The organism is Ruminococcus champanellensis 18P13 = JCM 17042 (assembly GCF_000210095.1).
GTDB lineage: Bacteria > Bacillota > Clostridia > Oscillospirales > Ruminococcaceae > Ruminococcus_F > Ruminococcus_F champanellensis.
Map to the genome: position 1 here is coordinate 71,118 of NC_021039.1, position 16,953 is coordinate 88,070.

General features: G+C 54.9%; 12 protein-coding genes and 1 tRNA gene. 1 reads left to right on the forward strand and 12 read right to left on the reverse strand.

Going from position 1 to position 16,953, the window contains the following annotated elements:
* Positions 1 to 36: 36 nt before the first annotated feature.
* The 3 genes from hcp to RUM_RS00310 all read right to left on the reverse strand — a co-directional run bounded on the left by hcp (position 37) and on the right by RUM_RS00310 (position 5,111).
* Positions 37 to 1,707: a hydroxylamine reductase gene (gene hcp / locus RUM_RS00300; RefSeq protein ID WP_015557248.1), complete on the reverse strand. Its 1,671-nt coding sequence runs from the start codon at positions 1,705 to 1,707 to the stop codon at positions 37 to 39.
* A gap of 172 nt (positions 1,708 to 1,879) precedes the next feature.
* Positions 1,880 to 4,195: a leucine-rich repeat domain-containing protein gene (locus tag RUM_RS00305; protein ID WP_015557249.1), complete on the reverse strand. Its 2,316-nt coding sequence runs from the start codon at positions 4,193 to 4,195 to the stop codon at positions 1,880 to 1,882.
* 4 nt (positions 4,196 to 4,199) lie between these two features.
* Positions 4,200 to 5,111: a diacylglycerol/lipid kinase family protein gene (locus RUM_RS00310; RefSeq protein ID WP_015557250.1), complete on the reverse strand. Its 912-nt coding sequence runs from the start codon at positions 5,109 to 5,111 to the stop codon at positions 4,200 to 4,202.
* 222 nt (positions 5,112 to 5,333) lie between these two features.
* Here RUM_RS00310 and RUM_RS00315 point away from each other — a divergent pair.
* Positions 5,334 to 5,409 (forward strand) — tRNA-Gln (locus RUM_RS00315).
* Between the two features lie 968 nt (positions 5,410 to 6,377).
* Here RUM_RS00315 and RUM_RS00325 read toward each other — a convergent pair.
* From RUM_RS00325 to RUM_RS00365, 9 genes are read right to left on the reverse strand one after another with little or no spacing between them, the layout of a single operon-like run.
* The gene (locus RUM_RS00325) at positions 6,378 to 9,755 is read right to left on the reverse strand and encodes a non-ribosomal peptide synthetase (protein ID WP_041326172.1); all 3,378 of its coding nucleotides are present in this window, start codon (positions 9,753 to 9,755) and stop codon (positions 6,378 to 6,380) included.
* Between the two features lie 21 nt (positions 9,756 to 9,776).
* Positions 9,777 to 10,571 carry a thioesterase II family protein gene (locus tag RUM_RS00330; protein WP_015557251.1) on the reverse strand — a complete coding sequence of 265 codons (795 nt, stop codon included), beginning with the start codon at positions 10,569 to 10,571 and terminating at the stop codon, positions 9,777 to 9,779.
* Entirely contained in the window at positions 10,568 to 10,816 is a 249-nt protein-coding gene (locus tag RUM_RS00335) for a phosphopantetheine-binding protein (protein WP_015557252.1), read from the reverse strand. The genes RUM_RS00330 and RUM_RS00335 overlap by 4 nt, the downstream gene beginning before the upstream one ends.
* Positions 10,813 to 11,562: a thioesterase II family protein gene (locus RUM_RS11815; protein WP_015557253.1), complete on the reverse strand. Its 750-nt coding sequence runs from the start codon at positions 11,560 to 11,562 to the stop codon at positions 10,813 to 10,815. Before RUM_RS11815 ends, RUM_RS00335 begins: the two co-directional genes overlap by 4 nt.
* The gene (locus RUM_RS00345) at positions 11,559 to 11,807 is read right to left on the reverse strand and encodes an acyl carrier protein (RefSeq protein WP_015557254.1); all 249 of its coding nucleotides are present in this window, start codon (positions 11,805 to 11,807) and stop codon (positions 11,559 to 11,561) included. Before RUM_RS00345 ends, RUM_RS11815 begins: the two co-directional genes overlap by 4 nt.
* A gap of 15 nt (positions 11,808 to 11,822) precedes the next feature.
* Complete coding sequence (locus RUM_RS00350) at positions 11,823 to 13,526, reverse strand: polyketide synthase (RefSeq protein ID WP_015557255.1); 1,704 nt, start codon at positions 13,524 to 13,526, stop codon at positions 11,823 to 11,825.
* A 10-nt stretch (positions 13,527 to 13,536) separates the two neighbouring features.
* The gene (locus RUM_RS00355; protein WP_015557256.1) at positions 13,537 to 14,280 is read right to left on the reverse strand and encodes a 3-oxoacyl-ACP reductase family protein; all 744 of its coding nucleotides are present in this window, start codon (positions 14,278 to 14,280) and stop codon (positions 13,537 to 13,539) included.
* On the reverse strand, positions 14,273 to 15,031 hold the full coding sequence (locus tag RUM_RS00360; protein WP_015557257.1) for a thioesterase II family protein: 759 nt from the start codon (positions 15,029 to 15,031) through the stop codon (positions 14,273 to 14,275). The genes RUM_RS00355 and RUM_RS00360 overlap by 8 nt, the downstream gene beginning before the upstream one ends.
* Positions 15,024 to 16,856: a non-ribosomal peptide synthetase gene (locus RUM_RS00365; RefSeq protein WP_015557258.1), complete on the reverse strand. Its 1,833-nt coding sequence runs from the start codon at positions 16,854 to 16,856 to the stop codon at positions 15,024 to 15,026. Before RUM_RS00365 ends, RUM_RS00360 begins: the two co-directional genes overlap by 8 nt.
* Between the last annotated feature and the right edge of the window lie 97 nt (positions 16,857 to 16,953).

A 16,953-nucleotide genomic window follows, 5' to 3' on the forward strand; every position in this document is an offset into this window, starting at 1 on the left:
CAAAACCGTCCTTACAATGTAAGGACGGTTTTTTCTTTATATAGTTTGCTTCAGGCAAGTTTTGATGTCATCCTGGGGCTCGCTGATCTGATGGATCTGGAATGTATCCGCCAGATACTGCAGCACATTCGGGCTAAAGAATGCGGGCAGCTCCGGACCCAGGTATATATTCTGAATACCTAAAGACAAAAGTGCCAACAGGACTGCCACTGCCTTTTGCTCGTACCAGGAGATAATCATGGACAAAGGCAGGCAATTCACATCCGTGTCAAATGCGTCCGCCAGCGCTGTGGCGATTTTGATGGCAGAATAGGCATCATTACACTGTCCTACATCCAGCAGTCGGGGCAATCCGGCAACGGTGCCGAAATCTAGTTTGTTGAATCGATATTTTCCGCAGGCAAGGGTCAGAATGACGCAGTCCTGCGGCACAAGCTTTGCAAATTCGGTGAAATAATTTCTGCCGGGTCTTGCACCATCGCATCCGCCAATCAGGAAAAAGTGCCGGATCTTTCCTGCCTTGACAGCAGCAACAATTTCTTCCGCATGTTCCAGAGTGGCATGATGTCCGAAGCCTACCAGGATCTCATGGGGCGGCGCATCCTCCGGATAGCCTCCCAGGGCTTTGGCATGGGCAATGATCTCGCTGAAATCCTTCTCTCCGTTTTCCTTGCGGGGAATGAATTTCACGCCGTCCCAGCCCACCACGTTGGTGGTGTAAATCCGATCCTTATAGGATTCACGAGGGCGCATCAGACAGTTTGTGGTCATGAGAATACAGCCGGGCAGGTTATCAAACTGTTTTTGCTGCTCCTGCCATGCGCCGCCAAAGTTTCCTGCCAGGTGTTTGTATTTTTTCAGCCCCGGATATCCGTGGCAAGGGAGCATCTCCCCGTGGGTGTAGATATTCACTCCGCTGCCCTCGGACTGCTGCAGCAGCTGCTCCAGATCCTTCAGATCATGCCCGGACACGATGATAAAAGACCCCTTTTTCAGCCGGGTATTCACCATCCGGGGACTGGGATTCTCATAGGTCTGGGTGTTGGCATCATCCAGCACCTTCATGACCTCCAGGGCAATTTCTCCGGTACGCATGGTCCAGCGGATCAATTCCTCCACTGACAGCGTATCGTCCGTGATCGCTTCCAGAGCCAGGAAGTAGAATGCATCCACCTGCTCACTGTGGAAACCAAGCTCCCGCGCCTGGTGTCCGTAGGCGCTGATGCCTTTCAGACCGTACAGGATGGTTTGCCGCAGGGAGCGAATGTCCGGATCCAAGTCCCGGTCATACATGATTCCTGCCATGGGGGCATCCCGCAGCATTTTCGCTTGGGTTTCCGGCAGGTTGTAGCTGACCTGTGCAACTTCCGGTGCTTCACCCACTGCTTGCCGCAGCTGTTCCTTGATTTGCTGGGACTGAAGCAGAAGCTCCACATGCACAGCCGCATCAAAATTCACATTGGTCAGAGTCGTGAACAGTACGCTCTCCACAAATCTTACGATGTCCTCCGCCGGCTTTTCTCCCCGATCCATCAGAATCTTCTGGCAGCAGCTGATACCCTTCAGCTGGTAGATCAGCAGATCCTGCAGACCTGCCACCTCCGGGGTTTTGCCGCACACCCCCAGCTTGGTGCAGCCCTTTCCTCCGGCGGTTTGCTCACATTGGTAGCAGAACATTTCATAGTTCAGATCCATATTATTGCCCATTGCATTCGCTCCTTTCCTAAGACAACACCGCACAAAGCGTACCCGGCGGTTTTGTGCGGAATCTTCTGACATAAAACTTAAACAACATCTACTGCGCAATCTTTGTGCGGTATTGCCTGAAAAAAGTATCCCCCGGAGGCATTTTTTTATGCGCTCCGGGGGATTGCTTTTGTCAGGATTGGGTTTCGTCCAGGGGGACGAACTGGAAGTTTGCGGCGTTCTTTTTTGAGAACCGTTGTGCATAGCTGCCGATGGGTGCATGCAGATGAAACTTGTTTGCCTCCTCAAAGGCGTTTTCTGCGATTTCCCGGACGGAGAATGGGATCTCCAACGATTCTAACTGCTTGCATCGTAAAAATGCACCGCTTTCGATCCGCTGAACGCCATAGGGAAGCACTAGCTTCCGGATTCCGGAGGCAAAAAAGGCATCCTGCCGGATCTCCTGAATGGATATTGGCAATGCCAGCTGTTCCAGGGCGTAGCACTGGCTGAACATGGATTGGGCAATGTAGGGCACACCCTCACACAGATTGACCCGGAACAGGGTGCGGCAGTCGTGAAATATATAACCTCCCATATGCCGGATGGAGGCAGGCAGGGTGATGGTTTTCAGTTTGGGGCAGGATTGGAATGCACCGCTGCCGATCACCTCCATCGACGCAGGCAGCATCAGCGTCCGGATGGGAAGCTGTTCGCAGGCATAAGCGCAGATCTTGCGCACATGCTCCGGGATTGTCAGATTTTCCTCCTGGAAATTGCAGCGGAGCAGTAGCCCCTTCCCAACGATGGTGAAGGGTTCTGTCTGGGCGGATAACCATGGGGTATAGGAAAAAGCGTTGTCCTCAATGTCCTCCACGCTGTCCGGAATGGACACCTGGGTCAGGTATGTGCAGTGGGCAAAGGCGCTTTCCCCGATGCTGTGAAGCCCCTGGGGCAGCATGGCGCACTGCAAATTGCTGTGGGCAAATGCTTTCGGCCCAATCCGGTAGGTGTCCGGCGGAATAGGCTGGGATACATCCCCCCGGATGAGAAACCCACCGATTTTGTAATGTCCGGTGCCCCGGTCTGCAAAGGGGGTCTCTGCAAAGGCATTGGGGTCAATGGTACGCATGGTTGTGGGAATGGTGATCTGCCGCAGACAGCTACAGCAGTAAAATGCGTGGGTATCGATCTGCTCCACACCTTCCGGAATGATGACGCTCTGCAAACTGGAACAGGATTCAAAGGCGGATTTGCTGATGGTTTTCAAAGCAGGGGATAGCACCGCCTGCAGCAGGGACATACAGTACTGAAAGGCACTTTCCTCGATGATCCGTACAGTGGGGGGGATTTGCACACTGCGCAGGGAAGTGCAGCTATGGAAGGTGTTCTTTGATATTTTTTCGACAAGCGGAGGGATCTGAATGGTCTGCAATGCAGTGCACTCCCGGAATGCATGATTCCGGATCCGGTTCAGAGACTGGGGCATGGTTATAAGCTTCAGGGATTTGCAGCCGCTGAATGCAAAGCTGCCGATGACCTGGACACCCTCTGGCAGAAGCACTGTGTCAATGTCCCGGCATTTTTCAAAGGCACGATCCCCGATGGCGATCACGCCCGGCGGCACAATGACGTTCCGGATGCCCGGCTGTGGGATATATCGGCGGACAATGCCATATTCGATCTCAAAGGCAGGATCCTGCACGGTTCGCAGCTGGGCGGTTTCCCGTTCCGTGTATGTAACAATCCTATGCATCTGGGCAAACTGGAACGCCACACTGTTGCTTTGGGCGGCGATCAGGTGGAGCCGTTCCGGGTGATCCCCAAAGGCATAGGGATGCAGGGCGGTAACGCTGGGGGGAACGAAGATTTCCCGCAGGTGCATGCAGCCCCGGAAAGCGTCCTCACCGATTTCCTGCACGCCGTTCTGCATGTAAATATGTACCAGCTCTGTGCAGTCTGCAAATGCTTCCGGTTCAATGCTCCGTACAGTTGCAGGCAGTGTTATGTGCTTGAGAGAGCTGCATCCTTCAAAGGCACGCATGCCAATGGATGTGACCCCTGGTGGGATCACCAGCTCTGTCAAGGACTTGCAGCCGCTGCAGATGCCACGCTCGATCCGGGTGAGGTTTGTCGGCAGAGTCAGCTCCGTCAGTCCGGTGCAGCCGTGAAATGCCCAGGCGTTTACGCTGGTGACGCTGTCCGGAATCGTAAGCGTCTGAAGCTCTGTGCAGCCGTCAAAGGCACTTTTGCCAATGTGCTGCACCGTATTGGGCAGTGAAACGGTTTGCAGATGCTTGCACAGGGAAAACGCCTTGTCGCCGATATCCGTTACGCCGGATGACACATTGATGCGCACAAGACCGGCGGAAAGGAACGCTTCATCCCCGATGCGGGTGGCTTTGGCAGGGGTCGCAACCGCCTCAGCAGTCTTTTTCAGCTTCAGCTTTTCCAGCGTGCCGCTTTCCTCATAATGCACGATCGTGCCGTTTTTAATGGTAAAACTCATAGGGTCATGTTCCTTCCGGGTTAGATTGCTGCCCCACTGCAAAGGTGACAGCGCGCTTGAGATTGATCACTTCCGCCTGGGTCACATCGCCGCCGCATTCTCCATCAACGGTCCAGGGGACAGGCTCTGCACTGGTAAAGCGGATCCGGGATGCACGGAAACATTTAATCTGTCGGGTGTCCAGATCCTCTTTGATATTCAGCAGGGAGTTGACGATCTTATGCAGATCCAGAGGGTTGCGTGGCGTCTTTACCAGAGTCACCTCGTATACACCGTCGTCCAGCAAAAAATTCTCCAGAGAGATCATGCCGGCCACTGAAGCGGAATTGGTGACCATGCCAAAAATGAAATCATCCTCAATACACTTGCCGTCATATTCTACCCGCATATGATAGGAGCGAATGGTGTTGAGCCGGGTAATGCCGTTCAGAATATAAGCCGCATGCCCAAGCACATTTTTGGTTTGCTGGGGCGTTTCATAGGTTACAGAAACCAGTGCACCGAATGCGGCAACATACATAAAGTACTTGTCATTGAATTGCCCCACGTCGCAGACATATCTTCCGCCCTGGAGCATCCAGCCGGCGGCATTCACGATGCCTCTGGGAATACCCAGCCCCCGGGAGAAGTCGTTGGTGGAGCCACTGGGAATGTATCCGATCGGCACGGACATACCGCTGTTCATGACACCATGCACCACCTCATTCAAGGTGCCGTCTCCGCCGGAGCAGGCGATCATATCATAATTTTGTAAACAGGCATATTCTGCAACAGTGCAGGCATCCATCCGGGACTGGGTGGAACGGGCGGTGACCTCATATCCGGCCTTGGTGCATAGATCAATGACATCTCCCAGCTTACTGCGGATGGTGCCTTTTCCGGATTTCAGATTGTAGATAAAGTAGATTCGTTTCATGTGAACAGCCTTCCGTTTGTGATCTGGAGAGGATATTTGAATGTGCCAGTGAACATGCATACAGCGTATGGACACACTTTTCATAGTAGACTACTATCATTATACCTAATTATGCGGTCAAAATCAAGTGTTTTTTTGTGCGAATCAAAAAAATTCGGATTTATTTAAAAAAAGGCTTTACAAATCAAGAAAAGCGTGATATAATATACAGGTACTCAAGATTGGGGTGTCGCCAAGGGGTAAGGCAACGGACTCTGACTCCGTCATTTCGAGGGTTCAAATCCTTCCACCCCAACCAATGGATAGAGGAGCATTAAGAAGATTTTAATGCTCTTCTATTTCTATAATGGGTTTTCTGTATGCAAAAATTGGGCTAATCGTCCGAAAGGGCGATTTTTTTATGCAATGTCTCTGCTTTTTTGCAGGAAGCACTGGTGGAAAAGCTCCGCCTTCAGAAATAAGGAATCCCCTCTTAGCCAGTGTGTGCTGGTTCAAGGGGATTATTTTCAACCGCAAGCGAGACGATGCCAAACTGAAAAGAAAAATGTTTGCTCAAATTCCTTCTCCGTTTGCAAACTTGATTCCGTTCGGAAGGTATTGTGTTTCCTGACGTTGCCGTTCCTCTGTTGCAAGGGATTGCACATAAGTGCCGCCAAACACTTTCTCAACGAAGTCCTCGTATTCAGATTCCCCAATTTGCAGATTGCTATTGACAATTTCCTTGATGTACGTATAATAAGATCAGAGTCAAGATTATTTAAGCCCTGGGACAATTGGAGTTCCGGCACACTGAATAGATCTTGGCTTTTATTATTCAAAACAGCACCAATCTGATCCGTAAGGCTTGTTTCCTGCATCCTCAACCCATCAATCTGTGAAGAAATTTCAGAAGCTCCATTGACATTTTCATCGAAATACGGTACACTACTATTAAAGCAGAGAATTGTTGCTGACTTGGGAGATTGGATCCCTATGTGCGAGGACAATTTCTCCGTTTTTTTATTTTAGGAAGCGGTATTGAAGCATATTTTTGTTTTCCTGCCCCGTCAGTCTGAGCGGCTGACGGATTTTCTGTTTGCGCCGCAGATGACAGTGCGTAATTTCTCGAAGCCATGCGGATGAGAGTCCCCGACAGGTACTGACTGTCCAGCCGGTTTCTGTATTCCCGGGTTCTCTTGTCCACTGACGAGCCACCGTCAGAAACCAATGGTATAGCAAAAAACAGCGGCACTGCATAAACGCCATGCAGAGCCGCTGTTTGTGTATTTACACAGGTTGATCAATCAGTGCCGCCCACTGATTGATCTGCGGTGTGTTCAGAATATCGTAGATGGTAAGCGTGACACCGAACTGTTGCCGAATTCGGGATAAAAGCCGGATGGCAGTGATGGAGTTTCCGCCCATAACAAAGAAATCATCTTCCGGCGTAATATCCGGATTCTCAAACAGCTCCCGACAAAGCGTCAGCAATGCCGCTTCCGTTTTGGAGTCGGGTGCTGCTGCCGGTTCTGTTTTTTGCAGGGGCTTCACATCCATGTGCCGGAGCGCCGGTATATCCACTTTTCCGTTTTGGGTGATGGGCATGGATGGGATCTGCACCAGCTGCGCCGGGATCATATAGGAGGGCAGCCGCTCCTTCAATTGTTGGATCAGTGTCTGTGGATCCAGCTCTGTCCGGGCGGTGTAAAAGCCGGTCAGCGCCTTTGTATGATCGGATACCAGGACAGCGCCTGTGCATACCCCCGGCAGGGATTGCAGTACCTCCTGGATTCCTTCCAGTTCAATGCGCTTGCCGTTGATTTTCACCTGTTGATCCATTCTGCCCAGGATCTTCACCGTGCCCTCCGGCAGGTACATACCCCGGTCGCCGGTGTTATAGACCCGTCGCCCCTGGAACAGGGTGAATTTCTTCTGGTTTTCCTCCGGCAGACCGATATAGCCCGGCGTGACACCCATGCCCTCTACGAACATGATGCCCTCCGTCAGAGGGGGACAAAGTTCGCCCCGTTCATCCAATACAAAGTAGTTGGTGTGGGGGATGGGCTTGCCGTAGGGGATGAAGCTGCCCTGTAGGTCGGCATCCGTGACTGTGTGCCAGATATTCCACACAGTGGTTTCAGAGGGGCCGCCTACGCTGGTAAGCCGGGCATTTACGAAGCTATGCCGGATCTGTTTTGCAAGGGGCACCGGGATCCAGTCCCCGCCGGTGAGAATATTCCGCAGGCTGGCAAATGCGGTTTCCGGATGGGGAATCTCCGCCGCCAGCAGGATCTCTAGAAATGCCGGTACGGAATTCCAGAAGGTGATCCCGTAAGCGGCAATCAGTTCTGCCCAGTGGCAGGGATCCTTTTCCCGTTCCGCATCCGGGAACACTACAGCGGCGCCGGAAATCAGAGAGCCGTACAGATCAAAGACGGACATATCGTGACAGTAGTTGGTGATGGCCAGCAGCCGATCCCCTTCAGTCAGGTTACAGTATGCTCTGGTTTCCAGCAGGCAGTTTACCAGACCGTCCTGCCGGAGGGGGATGCTTTTGGGCATGCCGGTGGTGCCGGAGGTGTTGATGATGTAGGCAATGTCACCGGGTGCGGAGGGCTGAAAGGCGATGGACTTCCCATCGGAGGAGGGGACGCTGTCCAGATTCACCAGAGTGATATCCGACAGACGGCGCAGCTGGTCTGCCCATCGGCTGTTGGTCAGGATTACCCGGATCCCGGCGTTTTTCAGACACCCTGCAAGCTGCTGCTCCGGCATCTGGATATCCAGCGGGAAGTAGGCGCAGTTGCACATGGTGCAGGCAAGGGCGGCGTACAGCTGTTGTGCGCCTTTTTCCAGGAATACTGCCGTCTGGCATGAATTGCTGCCGGAAAGCAGGGGCAGAAGTTGTTTTGCGATGCTGTCGGCAGTGGAGAATACCTCTGCATAGGTTCGGGTGTTTCCGCCGGCGATGCAGGCAGCATGCTCCGGGTAACGGCGGTATGCCTCCAGCAGAAGCTCTGACAGCAGAGGCATGTTACCCTGGGGATCTGCATGGGTGCAGTCCCGGATGGCTGCCTGTTCCTTGTGGGTCAGACCGATGAATGCGTGCGCCGTCAGTCGTTCCGGATCCAGATGGATGGTTTCCAGGGTTTCTGCAAAGGTATCCCCGATGCTGTCGGTCAGGGATTCTTCAAACAGATCCGCTGCACAGTCCATGGTCAGCATGATGCCTTCTTTGTTCCGCATGGCAATGGCGTCGATCCACACCTGGCTGGTATGGGTCTTGGTATAGGTTTTTTTCAGACTGATCTCCCGGCGGCGGGGCACATCGATCAGGCTGGTGAATACGATGGGGGCTGCCACACTGGCACCCTCTGTTTTTTGCAGCGCCCGGATATAGTCCGTACCGAAAAAGGCGTTGTGCTGCATGATCTGTGCGATCTTCTGCTGGTTCCGGGCAGCGCATTCCACAAAGCTGCTGTCCGGCATTGCGTCAAACCCGAACAGAAAGAAGTTGGAGCATTCTCCGATCAGTTCGCCGATTTCCGGGTGGATCTGGGGGCGCACCGCCACCGGCATGTTGATCAGACACCGGTCATCCTTACAGTATTTGAGGATTGACTTGCCGAAGGCAGTGAACAGCACTGCAAAGGGGGTCAGTCCATGCCGGGCGGCAAAGCCTGTGACGCTGTCCCACACCGGCTGACTGATATATCGGATCACCTGCCGGGTGTGCACCTGTTTGATCTGACTTGGTTCCCGGAGCAGGGGCAGGGAAGGACGGGGGTACATGCTGTGCGCCTGTTCCATCCAGTAGGCTTTGTCCGCCTGGAATTGCTCCGTGCCGGGCAGCTGCTCCAGGTACCGGACATAATCCGGAAAGCAAATGCCGGGCGGGGTGACAGGACGCTCCGGATCCGAGTAGAACTGATCCAGCTCATCGATCAGCTTTTCGTGGCTCCAGCCATCGATGATCATGCCATCGTGGTTGAAGTGGATCACGGTTTTTCCGGAGCATCTGGTTGCCGAAAAGCTGACCAGGGGCAGCTGATGCACATCAAACAGCGTATTGAAGATCCGCTCCCGCTTTTGGAGCAGATAGGCTTCCTGTTCCGCCGGGGGCATGTGGGAGATGTCCTCCAGTTCCGGCGCCGGGGGATCGTACTCCGGCACAGTCTGCTGTGTGCCGTCCGGCTGGAAACAGCAGCGCAGCACATCGTGCTTTTGGAACAGCTTCCGGATGGCCTGTGTCATCCGTTCTTGATCGTACTCGGTACAGATGATCTCCGAATAGCCCCGGGTGGGACTGCCACCCAGCTCCGTGTCCGCCTGCCTGCCGATGTAGTAGGCAGTTTGCAGATCCGTCATGGGGCAGGGCTGGAACCGGCATGCCGGATCTACGGAAAAGTCTGCATCCCGACTGCCGGTGATGACATTGTTCCGGCTTTTCTCCACCTGCCGAGCCAGCCCGGAAACAGTGCCCTGGGCAAACATCACGTCAAAGGGAATGTCCACCTGAAACATCTGTTCCATCCGGCTTTTCAGTTCTCCCATCAGAATGGACTGTCCCCCAAGCTCAATGAAGGGGGTGTCATCATCGAATGCGTCCGTCAGATGCAGCACCTGCGCAAAAAGTTCATGGATTTGCTGTGTAAGCTGTGACAAGCTAAAACCTCCTGTTCTGTGTTACTGATTGATCCGGGCAAGGAACGGCTCCGGCTGCCGCAGGATCGCATAATGATCCCCTGGCACCGCCAGGGTCTGGGATGCAGCAAAAAAGCGGCTCCATTCCAGCACATCTTCCTTTGGAACAAAGGTATCCTCCGTACCGAACCCAAGGATTCCGGTTGTAGGAAGTACTACGGGTTCTTGCTGCCGGAGTCGATACTGCTCCAGCATGGTGTTGTCCTGGGCAATCTGCTGCAAAGCACCGCCCAGCAGGAATAAAAGCTGTGTCTTTTCAAATTCCGTCTCCTCGGACAGTTCGGGGAATACCTGGGAAAAGGATACCTCCGGGCTTTGACGGTACGCTGATAGGTAGGCATCCGCCGCCTGTGCAGCAGCCGCCTCACTGCCCATGCTTTCCGGTGTAAAAAACTGCTCCAGCATCTGCCGGAATTCCGGCGTATCCGCCGCTCCCTCTCCATGGGATTGCAGACGATCCGGTGCGCCGATGCCGAACAGAAATACCTGACCGGGCAGGGGAGCGCCGGTCTGCTGCATATATCGGCAAAGCTCATAGGCAACGATGCCGCCGGAGCAATAGCCGAACAGCATATAGGACTCTCCTTCGCCGCAGGTCTGCCGGATCTCCTCAGCCAGCGTGGGCAGGATGGCATTCAGATCCGTCAAGGGCTGCTGCCGGATCTTTCTGCCTCGTCCGGGCAGATCCAGTATATGAAGCCGGATGTCTGCCCGGAGTCGTCTGCTCCAGGGAGCAAAGGGATTGGTTCCCCCGGCAGGGATACAAAACAGGATCATACAGCTTCCTCCTTTGCAGTCAGTGCGGCAGCGATTCGCCGGGACAGTGCCTCCAGGGTCTGATACTCAAACAGCTCCGTATAGTCCAGAGTCACACCCAGCTGATCCCGGATAGCGGATAAAAGCCGGATGGCGCTGATGGAGGTTCCGCCGCATACAAAATAGTTGTCCGCCTCCTCGGCGGTTGGGCAGCCTAAGTTGTCGCACCAAAGCTGTCGGATTTCCTGTTGCAGCTGTGTATTCATTGATTTTGTCCTTTCTCCAGCATGGCTTGCATCAGCCTGGGCAGCGTTTCCGGGCTGAAGTAAAAATGCGCCCCCGGAACAGTCATATGGGTCAGCTGATCCGTGTACAGTTCCCATTCCTTCAGCCGTTCCGGCTGGATCATGGGATCTTCCTCGCCGTGTATTTCCAGGATGGGACAGTGCAGCTTTTGTCCCTTCCGGCCACAATAGTTCTGAAACAGAATGAAATCCTGCAGCAGCACCGGCACAAAGCAGCGGACATAGGCTTCATTGCTGGCAAATGGTTCCGCAATGAAGCCGAACTGCTTGAACACCTGCGCCGCCTGGGGAAGTTCCATCTGCGGGTCTACGGATAGGGTCAGGGGTACGCAGGGGGCATTGGCGGCGGATACCGTCAGCAGGTTCGGGATGATGCCTTGTGCCTCCAGTGCGGCGGCTGTTTCATAGGCAATGGCTGCTCCGGCGCAATGCCCCAGCAGAATGCAGGGCTTTTCCCGGAACAGAGCCGCATTTTCCGCTGCGATCTGTTGCCCCAGAAGCTGCAAGCTGTCCGGCATGGACTCCCGGCGGCGCTGCTCCCGCATGGGATATGCCACAGGGAAAAAATCCGTTTCTTCCGGTATGTATCGAAGCCATTCCAGATAGGCGGTTGGCCCTGCACCGGCGTGGGGAAAGCAGAAGATCCGGCAGCTGCTGTCCGGATGCTCCAGTACGGTGGGAAACCACTTGCCCCGGCTGCTTGTCATTCTGCTGCTCCTTGTGTGTGGCTTGCCACAAATTCCGCCAGCTGCACAATGGTGTTGTACTCGTAAATATCATTCAGCTCCAGTCCGCAGCCATATCTGTCGTTGATGTTTTCTACCATCATAGTTGCCAGCATGGAGTTGCCGCCTACTTCAAAAAAGGACTCCTCCGTACCCAGTTCTTCTTCACTTTCCAGGATCTCCATCCAGATCTCCTTGATTTCCTTTGTCAGCTGTTCTTGATTCATATGCATTCTCCTTTATTAAGATTGTTCCGGCACTTTCGGCCAGATAGATTTGTGTGCAAAGGGGTAGGTGACAGTGGGAATGCTCCGGTACCCGGCATTCTGATACCAGCTGCACCAGTCGATTGCATCCCCGGTCAGATAAGCCTGTTCCAGTTGTGCCGGATCCGAAAACGCCTTTGCTGCGCCATGCATGGGTCGGCATTTCACGACTCTGACTGCATCCGGATCCTGCAATTGCTCCAGAAGCGTCTGCCGATCCCGGAACCGGAGGAAGCATCGGTATGCAAGATCCTCTCTGCCGCAGTTGAGGGTGTAGATCAGATCTCCGAACTGGTTGGTTTCCTGTACCGCCTGCCGGATCTGCTCCAGGCATAGGCGGAGTGCGTCCTCCGTGCAGCCGCTGCATTTGAGAAAACAGGTGCGGCTTTCCTCCGGAACGGGAGCGTCCTGCTCCGGGATGTAATTTTCCAGTACCAGATGCACATTCAGCTCGTTGAGCCCATAGCTGCCGATGTCTGCAATGCGCCGCTTTGCCGGTTCCATCTGTATGGTGCGGCGCACCGGTTCCAGATGGGCTTCTGACAGCTTCAACTCCGGCGCAGGCTCGGTAAAGCCAGCGATGGGATACACTGCATGCTGCTGAAAGGCGCAGAGCATTTTCAGCAGGCTGGTGATACCGGCAGCGCAGCCCGTGTGCCCCAGATTGGATTTGACAGCGGTCAGATACACCGGTTCCGGGTTTTCCCGTCCGGTGAGCGCCTGTGTCATGCTCTGCACCTCTGCTGCATCCCCTTGTTTGGTGGCAGCACCGTGGGCTTCAAACTCTGTCAGATCCTCCCGGGTGATGCCTGCCATATCCCACGCCTGCCTGAGGGCTGTCAGTTGTGCCTGGGCGTTGGGCGCATAAATGGTGGGGGACAGGTCTGCATTGCTTTGCATGCCGTAGCCCCGGATGATCCCGTAAATGTGATCCCCACATTTGACTGCGTCCTCATATCGTTCCAGAAGTACAAAGCCAGCTCCCTCACCGCTGTAGAATCCGGCAGCATGAATGTCAAAGGGGATGCAGCGCTGCTCCGCCCCCAGACTCAGCACGTTGGACTGCATATCCCGTGCCTCCTGCTGGTTGATGGGCAGACAGATCTGCACACCGCCTGCCAACATCAGATCTGCCTGTCCCAGCAGCAGATGATTGCATGCCGCTGCCACTGCGGTCAGGGAGGAGGAGCAGGTGGAATCCAGGTGATACACCGGGCCGTTGAGCCGGAAATAATGGGCAAGATAACCGCAGGTCATGCCGGGCATGTTGTTGAAAAACGAAAGAAAGGTCGTGCGTGGCAGCAGATGCCGGTAGGAGCCGGTGGTGTGACTGACCACAGCGCCGCAGCGGCGCCGGGACAGTTTCTCCGTGCTGTAACCCCCGTCCATAACGGTCTGTGCAGCACAGAGCATGGTGAGACGCAGCTCCGGGGGCATTTCCATGACCTCCGGTTTGACCAATCCAAAATAGCTGTTGTCAAACCAGTCCAGGTGATCGATGCATCGGATGGACTGCAGGAACTGGTGATAGTCCGGAATGCCCAGCAGATCTCCCCGTGCCTGATGATCCCCGACCGGTGCGCTGATGCCCTGCTCCAGCATACTGCACAGGGCTTCCTTGGTTTCGGCGGAGGGGTAGCGCAGCCCCATTCCCACCACTGCAATGGTTTGTTCGTACATGGAATTCCTCCTACATCATAACGCCGCCGCTGACTTCCAGCACGTGTCCGGTAATATAGGAGGCATCCTCTGACGCAAGGAAGGATACGGCGCCTGCCATTTCCTCCGGCAGACCCAGCCGCCCCATGGTTACATATTTCAGCTGTGCCTGAAGCTGCTTTTCGCCCATTTCTATGATGCAGGTCTTACAGCCTCCCGGCGCAATCGCATTCACCCGGATCTTGCTGATGGCAAGCTCCTTTGCGGCGGTTTTGGTCATGGAGATCACCGCCCCCTTGGAGGCTGCATAGCCAATGGACCAGGGCGCACCGTAAAGTCCTCCTACGGAGGAAATGTTGATGATACTGCCGGAGCGCTGCCGCTTCATGATGGGCACCGCACTGCGCATCATATAAAACGTGCCGTAGGCATTGGTTGCCATGACCCGGTGAAAATCCTCGTCGGTCATCTGCTGCATGGGGGTCAGATTGGTGATACCTGCATTGTTGACCAGCACATCGATCCTGCCGAAGGCGTCCGTTGCCTCCTGCACCAGCCGGTCACAGTCGGTGCTTTGGGATACATCCGCCTGCACGGCAATTGCCCCTGTCCCCATTGCCTGTACTTCACGGATCAGCTGCCGGGCTCCTTCTGCCCGTTCCTGCCGGTGATAGTTGATGACGGTATCAAAGCCGTCCCTGGCAAGCCGCAGGATCATGGCTCTGCCCATGCCGGTGACCGATCCGGTCACTAAGGCGCATTTTCGTTCAGCCATTGGCTTCGCCTCCCTGCTCCAGGATCCGGTTGATGCTGCTGCATACCGGTGCCGGATCTGCGGTAAAGTAATAATGTCCGCCGGAGAATACCTGCTCTGTGCAGATACCCTCTGTGTAGTGCTGCCATGCGTCCAGCCGGGCAGGATCAATGACCTTGTCCGTATCCCCGCGGAACCGGAAAATCGGGCAGTGCAGAGGCGGTGCGGCAGTCATCCGGTAGGAAAACAGCATCCGGAAATCGGCACTGATGATGGGCAGATAGTAGCTGAGAAATGCCGGATTGTCCCGGACGCTTTCTTCTGCAAAGCCTCCGGAGATCAGATAGTTCAGAAATTCCGCAGGGGATGCGTCCGCCAGATATCGCAGGCTTTCCAGAGAGTATTCCGGTGGCTCTGCGCCGGACACGATCAGCCATTCCGGCTCCGTGCCATACAGCTGCTTTGCTGCCAGAATGGTTTCATAGGCAACGGATGCACCGGCGCAGTGGGCAAAGATGGCGTATTTGCCGGAGAATACAGCTTCATTTTCTGCGGCAAGGGACTGGGCAAGCTGCTGCACCGTGTCCGGCAGCTGTTCGCTGCGCCGTGCCTCCCGGAAGGGATACAGCACCGGGTAGACATTCGCTTTTGGACAAAGCAGCCGCTTCCACTGTACAAAGACTGAGGGGCAGCCTCCCGCAAAGGGGAACAGCAGCAGATTCAGATCTGCCTGTTCATGGGTCATGCCATATGCAAACCACTTGCTATTCATGGGCAATCCGCTCCTTTACCAGCCCGCAGAAGGCATCCAGGGTGTCGGCACAGTAGAAATCCTCCAGCTCCAATGAGATGCCGTGGGCTTGTTCCAGTTCCCGGAGCATGGCTGCTGCGGTGATGGAGTTTCCGCCCAGTTCAATAAAGCAGCAGTCCCCGGTCAGTTCTCCGGTATTCAGCGCCCTTGCCCAGGCAGTATACACCGAGCGCTCCGTGGGGTCCCCGATGTGGTCAAAGCTTTGCAGGGTTTCCTGTTCTGCATGCCGGATCCGTTCCTCCGCTTCCTGCTTGAGGGCATGCTTATCGATCTTTTTCACAGAGGTCAGGGGGAATGCATCCTTGAAGAAGATGTCATCCGGAATCTTGAACGAGGCAAGTCCGGCAGCGATCAGTTCCCTGCGGATGGCGGCACCGGAGGTATCCTCGTCACAGATCACAAAGGCGGCGATCCGGCTGCCCAGTGCAGGATCCGGGATACCGAACACAGCAGCCTCCCGGACACCGCTGCACTGGCGCAGGTGCATTTCCAGCTCAGCGGGGAAAATTTTCTCGCCTGCCCGATTGATCATATCGTCAATGCGCCCCACTACCTGCAAATACTTACCCTCCACCAGGCGGACTCTGTCGCCGGTTCGGTAGTAACCATCGGCGGTGAACTTGACCCGGTTTGCTTCGTCGTTTTTGTAGTATGCGGTTGCAATGTTGGGTCCCTTGGCGATCAGCTCCCCGAATTCACCATCCGGTACCGGGTTTCCTGCCTCATCCACTACCTTGACGCTGTCGTATGCGCTGGTGTTGATGCCCTGGTACTTGAGAATAAAGTCCAGGCTGTCCTGGGGGTAGGTGGCATACACAAGACCCTCTCCCATGCCGTAGATCTGCTGGGGTACACAGCCCATTTCCTCCGCAACTGCATGGATCACGTCCGCCGTACACATGGCGCCTCCCAGCTGTACCAGCCGCAGGCTTTCAAACATTTGCTTGGGATTCCCATGCTTTTTGGCATAGGCAATGCACTCGGAGGCTACGGAGGGCACCAGTGCCGTTTCCGTGATTTTCTCCTGCCGGATCAGGGAGACAATGTCGCTGGGCAGGGAAGAATAGCACAAAATGTCCGTTGCACCCTGTAAAAATGCCCCCATAAAGCCGGGACCGCAAATGTGGAAATAGTGGGCGCAGGGCATGGCGGTCAGGTAGCGTGTGGTTTCATCCAGTCCGCAGGCTTCTGCACACTTTTCCGCCGACCAGAGGGTGGCAGCCTGCTTTTTGGGGATCAGCTTGGGAATGCCGGTAGAGCCTCCGGACAGGACGATATATGCCGGATCCTCCGGGGAGGGGTCTGCGATCTGCTCCGGCGCAAGGGCGTATCCGGACAGATCCAGTGCCTCCAGCTGGTCATCGAAAAACAGCGTCCGGATGCTGTCGATCCGGTCGGCAATCCGGGTGGCGGTTTCGGTACAGTCAAAGCCCTTGAAGCTCCGGAAGGAAATATAGGCGGCTGCTTCTGTGGTGTCGGCAATGGAGAACACCTCATGTTCCCGGCATGCGGAAAACACGATGACCGGCAGGGCACCGATCAGTTCCAATGCAAACAGACACTGGATAAACAGCCGGGTGTTGCCCAGATGCAGCACCACCTTCTCGCCGGGTCGGATCCCCTGGGACAGCAGGTATGCGCCAAGCTGCTCAGAACTGGTGCAAAGCGCCCGATAGGTCATGTCTCCGTCCTTGTCCCGAAGGGCGATGCGGTCGCCGAAGCGCCGTTTCATCTCCAGAATGCATCGGGGGTAGGTGGTCTGGTTCAGATCTACTTTGATTCGCATGAAATCATCCTTTCTGGTTAGCAAAGGCTAACACATGGGTAAAATGCCAGCCGGATGCCTGGGTTGCTCCGGCGGTGTATGCAGATTCATATGCGTT

Excerpts from the sequence above, each read along its gene's own strand:
- RUM_RS00310 (WP_015557250.1), bottom strand. The coding sequence starts at position 5,111 with ATGAAACGAATCTACTTTATCTACAATCTGAAATCCGGAAAAGGCACC.
- RUM_RS00335 (WP_015557252.1), bottom strand. The coding sequence starts at position 10,816 with ATGAATACACAGCTGCAACAGGAAATCCGACAGCTTTGGTGCGACAAC.
- RUM_RS00350 (WP_015557255.1), bottom strand. The coding sequence starts at position 13,526 with ATGTACGAACAAACCATTGCAGTGGTGGGAATGGGGCTGCGCTACCCC.
- RUM_RS00305 (WP_015557249.1), bottom strand. The coding sequence starts at position 4,195 with ATGAGTTTTACCATTAAAAACGGCACGATCGTGCATTATGAGGAAAGC.
- RUM_RS00360 (WP_015557257.1), bottom strand. The coding sequence starts at position 15,031 with ATGAATAGCAAGTGGTTTGCATATGGCATGACCCATGAACAGGCAGAT.
- hcp (WP_015557248.1), bottom strand. The coding sequence starts at position 1,707 with ATGGGCAATAATATGGATCTGAACTATGAAATGTTCTGCTACCAATGT.
- RUM_RS00330 (WP_015557251.1), bottom strand. The coding sequence starts at position 10,571 with ATGATCCTGTTTTGTATCCCTGCCGGGGGAACCAATCCCTTTGCTCCC.
- RUM_RS00345 (WP_015557254.1), bottom strand. The coding sequence starts at position 11,807 with ATGAATCAAGAACAGCTGACAAAGGAAATCAAGGAGATCTGGATGGAG.
- RUM_RS00355 (WP_015557256.1), bottom strand. The coding sequence starts at position 14,280 with ATGGCTGAACGAAAATGCGCCTTAGTGACCGGATCGGTCACCGGCATG.
- RUM_RS00365 (WP_015557258.1), bottom strand. The coding sequence starts at position 16,856 with ATGCGAATCAAAGTAGATCTGAACCAGACCACCTACCCCCGATGCATT.
- RUM_RS11815 (WP_015557253.1), bottom strand. The coding sequence starts at position 11,562 with ATGACAAGCAGCCGGGGCAAGTGGTTTCCCACCGTACTGGAGCATCCG.